At 72.3% G+C, this 16,695-nt stretch carries 15 protein-coding genes; 12 read left to right on the plus strand and 3 right to left on the minus strand.

Annotated elements, in window-relative coordinates; genetic code table 11:
• Positions 1-70: 70 nt before the first annotated feature.
• The 7 genes from aroA to ACN6LM_RS20320 all read left to right on the plus strand — a co-directional run bounded on the left by aroA (position 71) and on the right by ACN6LM_RS20320 (position 8,867).
• Positions 71-1,306 (plus strand): 3-phosphoshikimate 1-carboxyvinyltransferase, encoded by a 1,236-nt coding sequence (gene aroA, locus ACN6LM_RS20290; RefSeq protein WP_445066797.1) that lies wholly within the window; start codon positions 71-73, stop codon positions 1,304-1,306.
• Between the two features lie 77 nt (positions 1,307-1,383).
• Positions 1,384-2,646: a 1-deoxy-D-xylulose-5-phosphate reductoisomerase gene (dxr, locus tag ACN6LM_RS20295; protein WP_445066798.1), complete on the plus strand. Its 1,263-nt coding sequence runs from the start codon at positions 1,384-1,386 to the stop codon at positions 2,644-2,646.
• A complete protein-coding gene (locus ACN6LM_RS20300; protein ID WP_445066799.1) occupies positions 2,643-3,953 on the plus strand; it encodes a M50 family metallopeptidase in 1,311 nt (436 codons plus the stop codon). The genes dxr and ACN6LM_RS20300 overlap by 4 nt, the downstream gene beginning before the upstream one ends.
• A gap of 186 nt (positions 3,954-4,139) precedes the next feature.
• Complete coding sequence (gene ispG / locus ACN6LM_RS20305) at positions 4,140-5,294, plus strand: flavodoxin-dependent (E)-4-hydroxy-3-methylbut-2-enyl-diphosphate synthase (RefSeq protein WP_164399522.1); 1,155 nt, start codon at positions 4,140-4,142, stop codon at positions 5,292-5,294.
• Between the two features lie 167 nt (positions 5,295-5,461).
• Positions 5,462-6,307, plus strand: a complete 846-nt coding sequence (locus ACN6LM_RS20310; RefSeq protein ID WP_445066800.1) for a GNAT family N-acetyltransferase — start codon at positions 5,462-5,464, stop codon at positions 6,305-6,307.
• Positions 6,308-6,524: 217 nt separating this feature from the next.
• Positions 6,525-7,094, plus strand: coding sequence for a GNAT family N-acetyltransferase (locus ACN6LM_RS20315; protein WP_445066801.1), 570 nt, complete (start codon positions 6,525-6,527; stop codon positions 7,092-7,094).
• Positions 7,095-7,163: 69 nt separating this feature from the next.
• Positions 7,164-8,867: a proline--tRNA ligase gene (locus ACN6LM_RS20320; protein ID WP_445066802.1), complete on the plus strand. Its 1,704-nt coding sequence runs from the start codon at positions 7,164-7,166 to the stop codon at positions 8,865-8,867.
• A 57-nt stretch (positions 8,868-8,924) separates the two neighbouring features.
• On the opposite strand, the gene ACN6LM_RS20325 is transcribed toward ACN6LM_RS20320, so the two are convergent.
• From ACN6LM_RS20325 to ACN6LM_RS20335, 3 genes are read right to left on the minus strand one after another with little or no spacing between them, the layout of a single operon-like run.
• Positions 8,925-9,848 carry an aminoglycoside phosphotransferase family protein gene (locus ACN6LM_RS20325; protein WP_445066803.1) on the minus strand — a complete coding sequence of 308 codons (924 nt, stop codon included), beginning with the start codon at positions 9,846-9,848 and terminating at the stop codon, positions 8,925-8,927.
• A gap of 42 nt (positions 9,849-9,890) precedes the next feature.
• A complete protein-coding gene (locus ACN6LM_RS20330) occupies positions 9,891-10,373 on the minus strand; it encodes a ferritin-like domain-containing protein (RefSeq protein ID WP_445066804.1) in 483 nt (160 codons plus the stop codon).
• Positions 10,370-10,906, minus strand: a complete 537-nt coding sequence (locus ACN6LM_RS20335; RefSeq protein WP_445066805.1) for a hypothetical protein — start codon at positions 10,904-10,906, stop codon at positions 10,370-10,372. Before ACN6LM_RS20335 ends, ACN6LM_RS20330 begins: the two co-directional genes overlap by 4 nt.
• Positions 10,907-11,081: 175 nt before the next feature.
• Between ACN6LM_RS20335 and rimP the strand changes: the two genes are divergently transcribed.
• The 5 genes from rimP (at position 11,082) to ACN6LM_RS20360 (ending at position 16,685) form a co-directional block, all read left to right on the plus strand.
• A complete protein-coding gene (rimP, locus tag ACN6LM_RS20340; RefSeq protein WP_445066806.1) occupies positions 11,082-11,579 on the plus strand; it encodes a ribosome maturation factor RimP in 498 nt (165 codons plus the stop codon).
• A gap of 2 nt (positions 11,580-11,581) precedes the next feature.
• Positions 11,582-12,622, plus strand: coding sequence for a transcription termination factor NusA (gene nusA, locus ACN6LM_RS20345; RefSeq protein WP_018102330.1), 1,041 nt, complete (start codon positions 11,582-11,584; stop codon positions 12,620-12,622).
• A gap of 119 nt (positions 12,623-12,741) precedes the next feature.
• Positions 12,742-13,020, plus strand: coding sequence for a YlxR family protein (locus tag ACN6LM_RS20350; RefSeq protein ID WP_328902681.1), 279 nt, complete (start codon positions 12,742-12,744; stop codon positions 13,018-13,020).
• Between the two features lie 147 nt (positions 13,021-13,167).
• Entirely contained in the window at positions 13,168-16,251 is a 3,084-nt protein-coding gene (infB, locus tag ACN6LM_RS20355; protein ID WP_445066807.1) for a translation initiation factor IF-2, read from the plus strand.
• Positions 16,252-16,388: 137 nt separating this feature from the next.
• The gene (locus tag ACN6LM_RS20360) at positions 16,389-16,685 is read left to right on the plus strand and encodes a DUF503 domain-containing protein (RefSeq protein ID WP_018521454.1); all 297 of its coding nucleotides are present in this window, start codon (positions 16,389-16,391) and stop codon (positions 16,683-16,685) included.
• Positions 16,686-16,695: the final 10 nt, after the last annotated feature.

A 16,695-nucleotide genomic window follows, 5' to 3' on the forward strand; every position in this document is an offset into this window, starting at 1 on the left:
CCCCCCCCCCCCCCCCCCCCCCCCCCCCCCCCCCCGCCGCACGTCCCGGTCCACGGCAGGATGGACGCCCGTGACCGTCATCCATGTCCCCGGTTCCAAGTCCGTCACCGCGCGCGCCCTCTTCCTGGCCGCCGCCGCGAACGGCCGCAGCACGCTCGTACGCCCGCTGAGCTCCGACGACACCGAGGGGTTCGCGGCCGGGCTGACCGCGCTCGGCTACGAGGTCGAGCAGGAGGCGGACGCCTGGCACATCACCGGCCGCCCCGCCGGGCCCGCCGCCACCGAGGCCGACGTCTACTGCCGTGACGGGGCCACCACCGCCCGCTTCCTGCCCACCCTCGCGGCGGCCGGCGCCCGCGGCAGCTACCGGTTCGACGCCTCCGCGCAGATGCGCCGCCGCCCCCTGGCCCCGCTCACCGAGGCCCTGCGCACCCTCGGCGTCGACCTGCGCCACGAGGAGGCCGAGGGCCACCACCCGCTGCGCATCGAGGCCGCGGGCATCGAGGGCGGCGAAGTCACCCTGGACGCCGGGCAGTCCAGCCAGTACCTCACCGCCCTGCTGATGCTCGGCCCGCTCACCGCGACCGGGCTGCGGATCACCGTCACCGACCTCGTCTCGGCTCCCTACATCGAGATCACCCTCGCGATGATGCGCTCCTTCGGCGCCCGGGTCACCCGGAGCGGCCCCGACGGCGCCGTCTTCACCGTGGAGCCCGGCGGCTACCGCGCCACCACCTACGCCGTCGAACCCGACGCCTCCACCGCGAGCTACTTCTTCGCCGCCGCCGCCCTCACCGGCCGCGAGATCACCGTCCCCGGACTCGGCGAGGGCGCCCTCCAGGGAGACCTGCGGTTCACCGACGTCCTGCGCCGCATGGGCGCCGACGTGACCACGAAGGACGGCGCCACCACGGTCCGCTCGACCGGCACCCTGAGCGGCCTCACCGTCAACATGCGCGACATCTCCGACACCATGCCCACGCTCGCCGCGATCGCCCCCTTCGCCTCGGGGCCGGTACGCATCGAGGACGTGGGCAACACCCGCGTGAAGGAGTGCGACCGGCTGGAGGCGTGCGCGGACAACCTGCGGCGCATGGGCATCACGGTCACCACGGGCCCCGACTGGATCGAGATCCGGCCGGGCACGCCCAGGCCCGTCGAGATCGAGACCCACGGCGACCACCGCATCGTCATGTCGTTCGCCGTCGCCGGCCTGCGCACCCCCGGCATCACCTACGACGACCCCGGCTGCGTGCGCAAGACGTTCCCCGGCTTCCACGAGGCGTTCGCCGCCGCCACCCGCTGAGGGGCGACGCGGGGACGGAGGACACGGACGGGGCAACCCGGGACACCCTGTCCCCGCACACAGAGGGAGCGGCGACAATGGGGCGCATGACCGACAGCCCTGCCCCTCTCGCCGACCCGCACCTCGTCTTCGACGCCGTGGAAGGACGCCGGGATCTCGTCATCCTCGGCTCCACCGGGTCCATCGGCACCCAGGCCATCGACCTGGTGCTGCGCAACCCCGACCTCTTCCGCGTCACCGCGCTGTCCGCGGCCGGCGGCCGGGTCGCCCTCCTCGCCGAGCAGGCCCGCCTGCTGAAGGTGCGCACGGTCGGCGTCGCCTCGCCCGAGGCCGTACCCGCCCTGCGCGAGGCGCTGCGCCAGGAGTACGGGGCAGGCGAGCCGCTCCCCGAGATCCTCGCCGGACCCGACGCGGCGACGGAGCTGGCCGCGAGCGACTGCCACACCGTGCTCAACGGGATCACCGGCTCCATCGGCCTCGCCCCCACCCTGGCCGCCCTGAAGGCGGGCCGCACCTTGGCGCTCGCCAACAAGGAGTCCCTGATCGTCGGCGGCCCCCTGGTCAAGGCGCTGGCCGCCCCGGGGCAGATCATCCCCGTCGACTCGGAGCACGCCGCGCTCTTCCAGGCGCTCGCCGGCGGCACCCGCGCCGATGTGCGCAGGCTCGTCGTCACCGCGTCCGGCGGCCCCTTCCGCGGCCGGACCAGGAGCGAGCTGGCCGAGGTCACCCCGGAGCAGGCCCTGGCGCACCCGACCTGGGCGATGGGTCCGGTCATCACCGTGAACTCGGCCACCCTCGTCAACAAGGGCCTCGAAGTCATCGAGGCGCACCTGCTCTACGACATCCCCTTCGACCGCATCGAGGTCGTCGTCCACCCGCAGTCGTACGTGCACTCCATGGTCGAGTTCACCGACGGATCCACGCTCGCCCAGGCCACCCCGCCCGACATGTGCGGCCCGATCGCCATCGGCCTCGGCTGGCCGCTGCGCGTCCCCGACGCGGCGCCCGCCTTCGACTGGACGAAGGCGTCCACCTGGGAGTTCTTCCCGCTGGACACCGAAGCCTTCCCCTCCGTCGGCCTCGCCCGGCACGTCGGCGGGCTGGGCGGCACCGCGCCCGCCGTCTTCAACGCGGCCAACGAGGAGTGCGTCGACGCGTTCCTGTCCGGGAAGCTGCCCTTCAACGGCATCATGGACACGGTCACCGCGGTGGTGGGCGAACACGGAACGCCCGCCTCGGGAACTTCTCTCACCGTCGCGGACGTACTGGAAGCGGAGACCTGGGCGCGGACCCGGGCCCGGGAACTCTCGGCCAAGGCCATTGCGGAGGCACGCGCATGAGCATGACGACGATCCTGCTGACGATTCTCGGCATCGCCGTCTTCGCGTTCGGTCTGCTCTTCTCCATCGCCTGGCACGAACTGGGACACCTCTCCACCGCCAAGCTCTTCGGCATCCGCGTCCCCCAGTACATGGTCGGCTTCGGGCCCACCATCTGGTCCCGCAAGAAGGGCGACACGGAGTACGGCATCAAGGCCATCCCGGCCGGCGGCTACATCCGGATGATCGGGATGTTCCCGCCCGGCCCCGACGGGAAGCTGGAGGCCCGCTCCACCTCGCCCTGGCGCGGCATGATCGAGGACGCCAGATCCGCCTCCTTCGAGGAGCTGCAGCCGGGCGACGAGGACCGCCTCTTCTACACCCGCAAGCCGTGGAAGCGCGTCATCGTGATGTTCGCCGGCCCCTTCATGAACCTCGTGCTGGCCGTCGCGATCTTCCTCGGCGTCGCCATGTCCTTCGGCTTCCAGACCAACACCACCGAGGTCGCGGGCGTCCAGAAGTGCGTCATTCCGCAGAGCGCGAAGCGCGAGACCTGCGAGAAGTCCGACGCCGTCTCGCCCGCGCAGGCCGCCGGGCTGAAGAAGGGCGACCGGATCGTCGCCTTCGACGGCGAGCGGATGGACTCCTGGGATGCCCTCTCCGACCGCATCCGCGACACCATCGGCCCCGCCACCATCACGGTGGAACGCGACGGACAGGAGAAGGACCTGCACGCGGTCCTCCTGAAGAACGCCGTCGCCAAGAAGGACTCGCACGGCGAGGCGGTCGCCGGCGAATTCGTCACGGCCGGCTACCTCGGCTTCGCCGCCCAGACGAAGATCCTCCCGCTCTCCTTCGGTGACTCGGTCGTCCGCATGGGCGACATGGTGGAGAACGGCGTCGAGTCGATCATCGCCCTTCCCTCCAAGATCCCCGCCCTGTGGGACGCCGCCTTCGGCGACGGCGAGCGAGCGGCGGACTCCCCGGTCGGCGTCGTCGGCGCGGCGCGCATCGGCGGCGAGGTGATGACGCTGGACGTCCCGGCGGAGAACCAGATCGCGATGATGCTGTTCCTGCTGGCCGGCTTCAACCTCTCGCTGTTCCTCTTCAACATGCTGCCGCTGCTCCCGCTCGACGGCGGCCACATCGCGGGGGCCCTGTGGGAGGCGCTGCGCCGGAACACGGCCCGGATCTTCAAGCGCCCCGACCCCGGCCCGTTCGACGTCGCCAAGCTGATGCCCGTCGCCTACGTGGTCGCCGGGGTCTTCATCTGCTTCACCCTGCTCGTCCTCGTCGCCGACGTGGTCAACCCGGTCAAGATCACCTGACCCGGGCACGCCGGACGCGCCCGGTGCACCGCGAGTGGCCGGCGGTGTGCGGGGTGCGTCCGGCGGGCCGACATTCCGTACGGGGCCGGACGCGGTGTGCTCCCGGCCGCCCCCGGTGACGTAACCTCGAAGGCCGGAGCCCGCCGATACCGGGACCTCGATCCACACCTTGGGGATGCTCAGCGCATGACTGCGATTTCTCTCGGAATGCCCGCCGTTCCGACCAAGCTCGCCGAACGGCGGGCCAGCCGGAAGATCCAGGTCGGATCGGTTGCGGTCGGCGGGGACGCCCCCGTCTCGGTGCAGTCGATGACGACGACCCGTACGTCGGACATCGGCGCGACGCTTCAGCAGATCGCCGAACTCACCGCCTCCGGCTGCCAGATCGTGCGTGTGGCCTGCCCCACGCAGGACGACGCGGACGCCCTGAAGACCATCGCGTCCAAGTCGCAGATCCCGGTGATCGCGGACATCCACTTCCAGCCGAAGTACGTCTTCGCCGCGATCGACGCCGGCTGCGCGGCGGTGCGCGTGAACCCGGGCAACATCAAGCAGTTCGACGACAAGGTCAAGGAGATCGCGCGCGCCGCGAAGGACGCCGGCACGCCGATCCGGATCGGCGTCAACGCGGGCTCGCTGGACGCCCGGCTGCTGAAGAAGTACGGCAAGGCCACCCCCGAGGCGCTGGTCGAGTCCGCGCTCTGGGAGGCGTCCCTCTTCGAGGAGCACGACTTCCGCGACATCAAGATCTCGGTCAAGCACAACGACCCGGTCGTGATGGTGAACGCCTACCGCCAGCTCGCCGCCCAGTGCGACTACCCGCTGCACCTCGGCGTCACCGAGGCCGGCCCCGCCTTCCAGGGCACCATCAAGTCGGCCGTCGCCTTCGGCGCCCTGCTCAGCGAGGGCATCGGCGACACCATCCGCGTCTCGCTCTCCGCGCCGCCCGCCGAGGAGGTCAAGGTCGGCATCCAGATCCTGGAGTCGCTGAACCTGCGCCAGCGCCGCCTGGAGATCGTCTCCTGCCCCTCCTGCGGCCGCGCCCAGGTCGACGTCTACAAGCTCGCCGACCAGGTCAGCGCCGGTCTGGAGGGCATGGAGGTCCCGCTGCGCGTCGCCGTCATGGGCTGCGTCGTCAACGGCCCCGGCGAGGCCCGCGAGGCCGACCTCGGCGTCGCCTCCGGCAACGGCAAGGGCCAGATCTTCGTCAAGGGCGAGGTCATCAAGACCGTGCCCGAGTCGAAGATCGTGGAGACCCTCATCGAGGAAGCCATGAAGATCGCCGAGCAGATGGAGAAGGACGGCATCGCCTCCGGCGAGCCCGAGGTCTCCATCAGCTGACCCCCCCCCTGGAACCCCCGGCAGCGCCCCACGAGGAACCCTCGGCGGGGCGCTGCCGCGCGTGGCCCCACGACGGGTGCGCACAGCCGATCCCGGGCACGTGCGGCGTCGCTCAGGCTCTTCGGTTACAGTGCGGAAATCAGCAGACCGCATGGTGAGGCCCCCTCGTGTTGACGCACACCACTACCCGGGTCCTCGAACCCAGCGACCTCGGTGCCGCGCTCGCCATCCTGGAGAGCGAGCCCGTGGCCAACGCCTTCGTGACGTCCCGCGTCCAGATCGCCGGACTCGACCCCTGGCGCCTCGGCGGCGAGATGTGGGGCTGGTACGCCGACGGCCGGCTCCGCTCCCTGTGCTACTCGGGCGCCAACCTCGTCCCCATCTGCGCCGGCCCCGAAGCCGTCCGCGCCTTCGCCGACCGCGCCCGCAGGGCCGGCCGGCGCTGCTCCTCGATCGTCGGCCCGGCCGAGCCCACCGCCGAGCTGTGGCGCCTCCTCGAACCGGGCTGGGGCCCCGCCCGCGACGTCCGGGCCAACCAGCCCCTCATGGTCACCGAGAGCCCGTCCGCCGACGTGGAACCCGACCCCCTGGTCCGCCGCGTCCGCAAGGACGAGATGGACATCCTCATGCCCGCCTGCGTGGACATGTTCACCGAGGAGGTCGGCGTCTCCCCGCTCGCCGGCGACGGCGGACTCCTCTACCAGGCCCGCGTCGCCGAACTCATCGGCGCCGGCCGCTCCTTCGCCCGGATCGACGACGGCAAGGTCGTCTTCAAGGCGGAGATCGGCGCCACCACCCCCCAGGCGTGCCAGATCCAGGGCGTGTGGGTCGCCCCCGAATACCGCGGCCGCGGCCTCTCCGAGACCGGCATGGCCGCCGTGCTGCGGTACGCGCTGGCCGACGTCGCCCCGGTCGTCAGCCTGTACGTGAACGACTACAACACCCCCGCGCGCAAGGCGTACCGCCGCATCGGCTTCCGGGAGACCGGCGCCTTCATGAGCGTGCTCTTCTGACCGGCCCCCGCCCAGGGGGCCTTTCGTCCGGATCACGCCGGGCTCGCGGGGCGTGGCACGCGTTCCCCCCGAGCTCCCGGCTTCGCCCGAGCAGGGAGGTGCCCCCTCCGGCGTCGCCGCCGGCCTCCGCCTCGCAGCCACGCGCACCACGCCCCCTGCCTGATCCGGCCTGATCCAAACGAAAGACCCCGGGCGGCCCGGCCAGTAGGGTCGGCCCATGGCAGCAGATTCCGGGGGCGGCCCCCGCACCACCGGCGTCCGGGTCGGGCCGATCGACCTCGCGGCCCGTGTCGACGAGGCACTGGCCGTCCAGGCCGTCGCCTTCGGCCTGAGCGCCGGCGAGGTCGAGGTCCGCCGGCACATCGTGCTCCGGCACCTCGACCACCCGCACGCCCGCGCGCTCGGCGCCCTGACACCCGGGGGCCGGCTCGTCGGCTTCGTCTACGGCATGCCCAACGACCGCGGCCACTGGTGGTCCACCGTGGTCGAGCCCTACCTCCGTGCCACCGGCAGCGCCCACTGGCTGGACGACGCCTTCGTGATCACCGAGCTCCACGTCCACCCGGACTTCCAGAACCGCGGCGTCGGCCGCACCCTGATCACCACCATCACCGACGCCGTCGCCCAGCCCCGCTCGATCCTCTCCGCGATCGACACCGACAGCCCGGCCCGCGGCCTCTACCGCTCCCTCGGCTACCAGGACCTGGCCCGCCAGGTGGTCTTCCCCAGCGCTCCCAGGCCGTACGCGGTCATGGGAGCGCCCCTGCCCCTGCGCCGCGCGCGCTGAATGGATTTCCGCCCGCACGGGCCGCCCCGCTAACCTCGGGCCCATCACCCTTCCGAGCAGGAGTTCACCATGGCCCAGGTCCAGCGCATGTCCCGATTGATGATCAAGACACTGCGCGACGACCCGGCGGACGCCGAGACGCTCAACCACAAGCTCCTCGTCCGAGCCGGCTACGTACGACGCACCGCCGCCGGAATCTGGTCCTGGCTGCCGCTCGGCAAGAAGGTCTTGGAGAACATCACCCGCGTCGTCCGCGAGGAGATGGACGCCATCGGCGGCCAGGAGGTCCTGCTCCCCGCGCTGCTGCCCAAGGAGCCCTACGAGGCGAGCGGCCGGTACGACGAGTACGGCGACCTGCTGTTCCGGCTCCAGGACCGCAAGGGCTCCGACTACCTCCTCGGCCCCACGCACGAGGAGATCTTCACCCAGGTCGTCAAGGACATGTGCTCGTCCTACAAGGACCTGCCGGTCATCCTGTACCAGATCCAGACCAAGTACCGCGACGAGGCCCGCCCCCGGGCCGGAGTGCTGCGCGGCCGCGAGTTCCAGATGAAGGACTCGTACTCCTTCGACACCACCGACGAGGGCCTGGTCGAGGCGTACCAGCTGCACCGCGGCGCCTACATCCGCATCTTCGAGCGGCTCGGCCTGGACCACCGCATCGTCTCCGCCGTGTCCGGCGCCATGGGCGGCTCCGCCTCCGAGGAGTTCCTGGCCCCGGCACCCGCCGGCGAGGACACCTTCGTGGACTGCCCGAACTGCGACTACGCGGCCAACACCGAGGCCGTCACCTTCAACGCCACCCCCGGCGACGCCTCGGGCACCGGCCCCGTCGAGGAGCTGGACACCCCCGACACCCCGACCATCGAGACCCTGGCCGCCCACCTCGGCGTCCCGGCCTCCGCCACGCTGAAGAACCTGCTGGTCAAGGTCGACGGTGAGATCGTCGCCGTGGGCGTCCCCGGCGACCGCGAGGTGGACCTCGGCAAGCTGGGCGAGCACCTGGCCCCGGCCGTGGTCGAGCTGGTCACCGCCGAGGACTTCGTGGGCCGCCCCGACCTCGTACGCGGCTACGTCGGCCCCCAGGGCCTGGAGAAGGTCCGCTACATCGCCGACCCCCGCGTCGCCGCCGGCACCGCCTGGATCACCGGCGCCAACAAGGACGGCAAGCACGCGAAGAACGTCGTCGCGGGCCGCGACTTCGAGGTGGACGACTACCTCGACGTCGTCGTGGTCGAGGCGGGCGACCCCTGCCCCAAGTGCGGCACCGGCCTCCAGGTCGACCGCGCCATCGAGATCGGCCACATCTTCCAGCTCGGCCGCAAGTACGCCGACATCTTCGCGCTCGACGTGCTCGGCCAGCAGGGCAAGCCCGTCCGCGTCACGATGGGCTCGTACGGCATCGGCGTCTCCCGCGCCGTGGCCGCCCTCGCCGAGCAGACCGCCGACGACAAGGGCCTGTGCTGGCCCCGCGAGGTCGCCCCGGCCGACGTCCACGTCGTCGCCGCCGGCAAGGCGCTCCAGACCGAACTGGCCCTGGAGGTCTCCGACAAGCTGGCCGCCGCCGGACTGCGCGTCCTGGTGGACGACCGCGCCGGCGTCTCGCCCGGCGTCAAGTTCACCGACTCCGAGCTGATCGGCGTCCCGAAGATCCTGGTCGCCGGCCGCCGCTCGGCCGAAGGCGTCCTGGAGCTGAAGGACCGCCGCACCGGCGAGCGCGAGGAGCTGACGGTCGAGGAGGCCATCGCCCGCCTCTCCGAGCAGCAGGACTGACCTCCGCACACGTAGGGGGCCCGCACGGTAACTTCCGTGCGGGGCCCCGACGTTCGTCTACAGCCAGCCGGCGAACTCGAGGGTCACTTCGCCCTCCTGGCGGCGCCCGGCCGCCAGTGCCCGGGTGCCCGACTCCACGGCACGGAACAGCGTCCAGCCGTGCAGCCGCTCCTGGTCCACGTCCAGCGAGTCCGCGAGCTTCTTGACCCTGCGCCGGGCCGTCGTCGCCCCCGCGGGCGACGCGATCAGGTCCTCCACCCGGTCCCGGACCAGCCGCGCCAGGTCATAGGCCCGCTCACCTACCAGCGGCTCGGGGCCGACGGTCAGCCAGGGCGCCCGTTCACCCGCGAGCACCTTGCTCTGCCGGAAGTTGCCGTGCAGCAGCAGCGTCTCGGGGGAGCCGGCGACCAGCTCGTCGCGGGTCGCCAGCGCGGCGGTGACCAGCGGTTCGAGCGCGGGATCGGACGCGGCGGCGGCACGCATGGCCTCCACCCGCCGCCCGGTCCGCTCGGTCACCGTCTCGAAGCCGTGCCCGGCCGGCGGGTCGACCCACAGCCGGCGCACCGTCCCGGCCGCCTCCAGGAGCGCCTTCGCCTCCGGCAGCGAGCGCAGCGACATCTCGGGGTGCAGCCGCTCCAGGAGCAGCGCGCCCGCCACGGGCCGTCCGCCGTCCGCGGGGTCGAGCAGCCGCACCGCGCCCCAGCCGTTCCAGTGCGCCAGCGCCGCCTGTTCGAGCTCCGGCGCGGCACCGGACGGGGCCAGCTTCAGGGCGGCCGGGGTGGAGTCGGCCCCCCGGACCAGCAGAACCAGGCTGCTGCGCCCGCCGGGGGCCGCCACCCGTTCCACGACCGGGGCGCGGCCGGTCGCGGCCAGCGCCTGCTCGGTCAGTGCGGGAAGCCCCGCGAGCCAGTCCCCGGCGGCCGTATCCCCGTACGACTCCCCGAGCGCTCGCACCAGACGCTGCGGCGGTTCAAAACCCATACGTGCCGTGTTCCCTTTCACGCCTTCTCCCGTGCGCCCGTGTCAGCGCCGGGCACCGGCTCCGGCCTTCGCGTCCGTCCCGGCCTTCGCCCCGGCCCGCTCCGCGAGCCCGGGAAAGGGTACGCCGCCGCCGCGCCAGCGCGCCGCGCGTACCGCGGCCTCCCGCAACGCGTCCGCCGCGCTGCGCCGCAGCGATCCGTCGGCGGCCCGGACCAGGTCGGAGTAGACGTACCCGACGCGGTCCTCGATCACCGCGGCGAGCCGGACCGCCGCCGCCGCGTCCGGCACCGCGAACGGCAGAGCGTACGCGGCGTCCGAGGCCACCGGCTCACCGCCCAGGTCCCGGACCGTGCGCACCAGGGCGTCGCGGCGGGCGCGGTGGGCGTGGAACGCGGCGGTGGCCTCCGCCCGGCGATCCGCCGCGACCCGGCCGCCCGCGACCCCGTAGCCGTAGACGGCGGCGTGCTCGGCGGCCAGTGCCGCCTGGGCCGCTTCCAGCGGGCCGTCGCTCTTGCCGTCGCTCATGCCGGGGTCTCCTTGGCCAGTTCGGTCAGCAGGTAGGCGTGCGCCGCGCAGGCGGCGGCGACCGAGGCCAGCAGCCGGGCCAGCTCCCCGGGCGCCTCCATGAGCAGCGCGGTGCAGGCGTCCGCGGCGGAGCGCTCGGCCGCCGCCAGTTCCCTGACCGCGGCGGCGGGGCCGGTGGCGCGGGAACGGGCCGTGCCGAGCGCCGGGGTCTTCTCCGGGGAGAGCGCCGTGAGATGGGCGCGGACCGCGTCGCGCAGGGGGGTGAGGGCCGTGGCGGTCGTCGGGTGGGCCCGCAGCGTGTGCTCGTAACCGGCGAGCAGGGCCGCCGTGGTGCGGGTGGCGCTGGTGCGCAGCGCCTTCTCCGCGCGCACCGAGGACGTCCCGTCGGCGGCGGTCCGCGTGCCGCCGTGCGCGGAGCCCTTGGTGCCCGCGCCCGTGTCGTCGTCGCTTCCGCAGCCGGACAGCACCGCCCCGGCGGCCAGCGCGCCCGTCGCCGCGAGCGCGCCCCTGCGCGTCGTCCCCGTACGCCGCACTTGCTCTCCTTCGGGCTGGACCTGTCTTGACTGGATCTGTCCGGAAGTGATCACCGCCTGTGAGCGTACCCGCGCTCGGGGGACCGGCGGACAGCAACACCCCTTGCGACCGGATACCCTTTGACCAGACACGCGAGATCCCCACAACAGCACACGCGGCCGAGGAGTCACCCGGATGAGCACCACCCAGAGCGAGAGGCTGCGCGGGCTGGTCGAACCGCTCGTCAGCGCCGAGCAGCTGGAGCTGGAAGAGATCGAAGTCTCCCGGGCAGGCCGCCGCAGAGTGCTGCGGATCGTCGTGGATTCCGATGAGGGTGTCGAGCTGGACACCTGCGCTGAGCTGAGCCGCGCGATCTCCGCGAAGCTGGACGAGACCGATGTGATGGGCGAGGACGAATACGTCCTGGAGGTCAGTTCACCCGGCGCCGACCGCCCGCTCTCGGAGCACCGCCACTACGTACGCGCCACCGGGCGCCTCGCCGGGCTGACCCTGCGCGAGGGCGGCGAACTGGTGGCCCGCATCCTCGCGGTGGACGAGGACGGTCTCGACCTGGAGGTGCCGGGCGTCAAGGGCCGCAAGCCCACCGCCCGCCGGATCGCCTTCGACGAGATCGCCAAGGCCCGCGTGGAGCTGGAATTCAACCGCAAGGACAAGAAGGAAGAGGAGGCGTAGCCGTGGACATCGACGTGAAGCTGCTGAAGGGCTTGGCGCAGGACAAGGAGATCCCGTTCGACGTCCTCGTCGAGGCGATCGAGTCGGCCCTCCTCATCGCGTACCACCGCACCGACGGCAGCCACCGCCGGGCGCGTGTCGAGCTGGACGAGCGCGGCCATGTGACGGTGTGGGCCAAGGAGGACCCGGCCGACCTGGAGGAGGGGCAGGAGCCCAAGGAGTTCGACGACACCCCGTCGGGCTTCGGCCGGATCGCCGCCACCACCGCCAAGCAGGTCATCCTCCAGCGTCTGCGCGACGCCGAGGACGACCGCACGTTCGGCGAGTACGCGGGCCACGAGGGCGATGTCGTCACCGGCGTCGTCCAGCAGGGCAAGGACCCGAAGAACGTCCTGGTCGACATCGGCAAGCTGGAGGCCATCCTGCCGGTGCAGGAGCAGGTGCCCGGCGAGGAGTACACCCACGGCCTGCGACTGCGTACGTACGTGGTGCGCGTCGCCAAGGGTGTGCGTGGCCCCTCGGTCACGCTGTCGCGGACCCACCCCAACCTGGTGAAGAAGCTCTTCGCGCTGGAGGTCCCGGAGATCGCGGACGGTTCCGTCGAGATCTGCGCGATCGCCCGCGAGGCCGGTCACCGCACCAAGATCGCGGTCCGCTCGACCCGTTCGGGGCTCAACGCCAAGGGCGCCTGCATCGGCCCGATGGGCGGACGTGTGCGCAATGTCATGGCCGAGCTGCACGGCGAGAAGATCGACATCGTGGACTGGTCGGACGACCCGGCGGAGATGGTCGCCAACGCGCTCTCACCCGCACGGGTGAGCGAGGTCGAGGTCGTTGACCTTGGTGCCCGCTCCGCCCGGGTGACCGTGCCGGACTACCAGCTCTCCCTGGCGATCGGCAAGGAGGGGCAGAACGCCCGCCTGGCCGCCCGGCTCACCGGCTGGCGCATCGACATCCGCCCGGACACCGAGACGGACGCCGAGCGCGACGTCGCCGACCGCGAGCGGGCCGAGCGGGCCCGGGAGCGCTCGGACCGGCGCTGACGGGCCCTGAGCGGCGCCGGGGGGAATAGATCCCCTCGGCACGTCGCTGAGATCACGACAACGTACGTTCGATTTTTGCCCCAAAGGGGTGAGGTCGGTGCGGGGAGGTAGACTTAACCGTGTCTGGCCGGACGCACGCCCGCGCTTGCCCTGAGCGAACCTGTGTGGGATGCCGGGAGCGGGCGGCCAAGAACGAGTTGCTGCGCATCGTCGCGGACGGGGACGCCTGCGTCCCCGATCCTCGCGGTACGCTGCCCGGCCGGGGTGCGTACGTGCATCCCGTCCCCGACTGTCTGGACCTGGCGGTTCGCCGCCGGGCATTCCCCCGGGCCTTCAAGGCCAAGGGGCCGTTCGACCCGACCGCGGTACAGCGGTTCGTCGAGCGGGTGACACCGTAAGAAATGAACGGCACGGGTCCCCGTGCGGTCAGGTACCTCGCGAGTTGGAAGTAGGTCGAGATTGCGATGAGCACTCGATGAGTACGCGATGAGTACGCCCATGAAGTAGCGACGGTCCGGCGGTAACCCGGACCTAAAAGGAGCGAAGTGGCTAAGGTCCGGGTATACGAACTCGCCAAGGAGTTCGGCGTGGAGAGCAAGGTCGTCATGGCCAAGCTCCAAGAACTCGGTGAATTCGTCCGTTCGGCGTCCTCGACGATCGAGGCGCCGGTCGTGCGCAAGTTGACTGACGCACTGCAGGGGCCCGGCGGCAACGCCGGCAAGCCCGCTGCCAAGCCGGGCGCGCCTCGCAAGGCCGCCCCCGCCAAGCCCGCGGCGCCGTCTCCGGCCCCCGCGGCACGTCCCGCTGCCCCGAAGCCCGGCGCCCCGGCCCCCAAGCCGGCCGCCGCCGAGGCCCCGAGCAGCACCCCCTCCGCCCCGGCGGCGCCGGCCTCCGGCCCGCGTCCGGGCCCGAAGCCCGCGCCGAAGGCCCCGGTCACGCCGGTGCCCGCCGCGGAGTTCTCGGCCCCGGCGTCGGCCCAGCCGGCCGCGCCGCAGGCACCGCGCCCCGCAGGCGCGACCCCCGGCCCCCGTCCCGCGCGTCCGGCCCCGGCCGGTCAGCAGGGTGGCGGCCAGCGCGACGGCGGCCGTGACGGCAGCCGTGGCGGCGAGCGCCCCGCGCGTCCCGCCGGCCAGGGCGCCCCGCGCCCCGGCGCCCGTCCGGCCGGTCCCCGTCCGGGCAACAACCCCTTCACCTCCGGTGGCTCGACGGGCATGTCCCGTCCGCAGGCACCCCGTCCCGGCGGCGCCCCGCGTCCCGGTGGCGGCCAGGAGCGCCCCGGCGCCCCGCGTCCGCAGGGTGGCCCCGGTGGCGCCCCGCGCCCGCAGGGCCAGGGTGGCGCGCCGCGTCCGACCCCGGGCGGCATGCCCCGGCCGCAGGCGCCCCGTCCGGGCGGCGGCCCCGGTGGTAACCGACCCAACCCGGGCATGATGCCGCAGCGTCCCGCTGCCGGCCCGCGTCCCGGTGGTGGCCCCGGCGGTGGCCGCGGTCCCGGCGGCGGCGGTGGCGGTCGTCCGGGCGGCGCGGGCCGTCCCGGTGGCGGCGGCTTCGCGGGTCGTCCGGCCGGTCCCGGCGGCGGTGGCGGCGGCTTCGCCGGCCGTCCCGGTGGCGGCGGTGGCGGCGCGGGCCGTCCCGGCGGTGGCGGCGGCTTCGGCGGCCGTCCCGGCTTCGGTGGACGTCCCGGCGGCCCCGGTGGCCGTGGTGGAACGCAGGGCGCCTTCGGCCGTCCCGGCGGTCCCGCGCGTCGTGGCCGCAAGTCGAAGCGGCAGAGGCGCCAGGAGTACGAGGCCATGCAGGCCCCGTCGGTCGGCGGCGTGATGCTGCCTCGCGGCAACGGACAGGCCGTCCGGCTGTCGCGCGGTGCCTCGCTCACCGACTTCGCCGAGAAGATCAACGCCAACCCGGCTTCGCTGGTCGGCGTCATGATGAACCTCGGCGAGATGGTCACCGCCACGCAGTCCGTCTCCGACGAGACGCTGAAGCTCCTCGCGGACGAGATGAACTTCGTCCTGGAGATCGTCAGCCCGGAGGAGGAGGACCGCGAGCTGCTCGAGTCCTTCGACATCGAGTTCGGCGAGGACGAGGGCGGCGACGAGGCCCTGGTGCCGCGTCCGCCGGTCGTGACCGTCATGGGTCACGTCGACCACGGTAAGACGCGACTCCTGGACGCGATCCGCAAGACGAACGTCATCGCGGGCGAGGCCGGCGGCATCACCCAGCACATCGGTGCCTACCAGGTCTCCGCGGACGTCAACGGCGAGGACCGTCGGATCACCTTCATCGACACCCCGGGTCACGAGGCGTTCACCGCCATGCGTGCCCGTGGTGCGAAGTCGACCGACATCGCGATCCTCGTGGTGGCGGCGAACGACGGTGTGATGCCCCAGACGATCGAGGCGCTGAACCACGCCAAGGCGGCCGACGTGCCGATCGTGGTCGCGGTCAACAAGATCGACGTCGAGGGCGCCGACCCGACCAAGGTGCGCGGTCAGCTCACCGAGTTCGGTCTGGTGGCCGAGGAGTACGGCGGCGACACGATGTTCGTCGACATCTCCGCCAAGCAGGGTCTGCACATCGACCAGCTGCTGGAGGCCGTCGTCCTCACCGCCGACGCCTCGCTCGACCTGCGGGCCAACCCGGAGCAGGACGCGCAGGGCATCGCGATCGAGTCCCACCTCGACCGCGGCCGCGGCGCCGTCGCGACCGTCCTGGTCCAGCGAGGCACCCTGCGGGTCGGCGACACGATGGTGGTCGGCGACGCCTACGGACGTGTCCGCGCGATGCTCGACGACAAGGGCGAGAACGTCGAGGAAGCGGGTCCGTCGACCCCCGTCCTCGTGCTGGGTCTCACCAACGTCCCGGGCGCCGGCGACAACTTCCTCGTCGTGGACGAGGACCGTACGGCCCGCCAGATCGCCGAGAAGCGTGCCGCCCGCGAGCGCAACGCCAACTTCGCCCGCAAGGGTGTCCGGTTCTCCCTGGAGAACCTGGACGAGGCGCTCAAGGCCGGTCTGGTCCAGGAGCTCAACCTCATCATCAAGGGCGACGCGTCCGGTTCGGTGGAGGCTCTCGAGTCCTCGCTGCTCCAGCTCGACGTCGGTGAAGAGGTCGACATCCGGGTCCTGCACCGCGGTGTGGGTGCGGTCACCGAGTCGGACATCGACCTGGCGACCGGCTCCGACGCCATCGTGATCGGCTTCAACGTGCGCGCCGCCGGGCGTGCGCAGCAGATGGCCGACCGCGAGGGTGTGGACGTCCGCTACTACTCGGTCATCTACCAGGCGATCGAGGAGATCGAGGCGGCCCTCAAGGGCATGCTCAAGCCGGAGTACGAAGAGGTCGAGCTGGGTACGGCGGAGATCCGCGAGATCTTCCGCTCGTCCAAGCTGGGCAACATCGCCGGTGTGCTCGTCCGGTCCGGCGAGGTCAAGCGCAACACCAAGGCGCGCCTGCTGCGCGACGGCAAGGTCGTCGCGGAGAACCTCACCATCTCCGGTCTGCGCCGCTTCAAGGACGACGTCACCGAGATCCGCGAAGGCTTCGAGGGCGGTATCAACCTCGGAAACTTCAACGACATCAAGATCGACGACGTCATCGCGACGTACGAGATGCGCGAGAAGCCGCGAGGCTGACCCGTACCTCAACAGTCGGGGCCGGTCGACGGGACCTATTTCCGTCGATCGGCCCCGGCCGTTCCGTGTACGGTTCTTGTGTCCCTTCCGATCATCGGCGGGGCGCGAACCCGAACCGGCGGGACATCCGGGCATACATGTATGTGGGGACACTGTCCTTCGACCTGCTTCTCGGCGACGTACGGTCGCTGAAGGAAAAGCGTTCCGTGGTCCGTCCGATCGTCGCCGAACTCCAGCGCAAGTACGCGGTGAGCGCGGCGGAGACGGGCGGGCAGGATCTCCATCGCAGGGCCGAGATCGGCCTCGCCGTGGTTTCCGGGGACACCCGGCACCTCACAGACGTACTCGACCGGTGCGAGCGCCTCGTCGCCGCCCGGCCGGAAGTGGAACTGCTGTCCGTACGACGGCGGCTGCACAGCGACGAAGACGATTGAGCAAGTCAAG

It is taken from the genome of Streptomyces sp. SAS_281 (assembly GCF_052542855.1).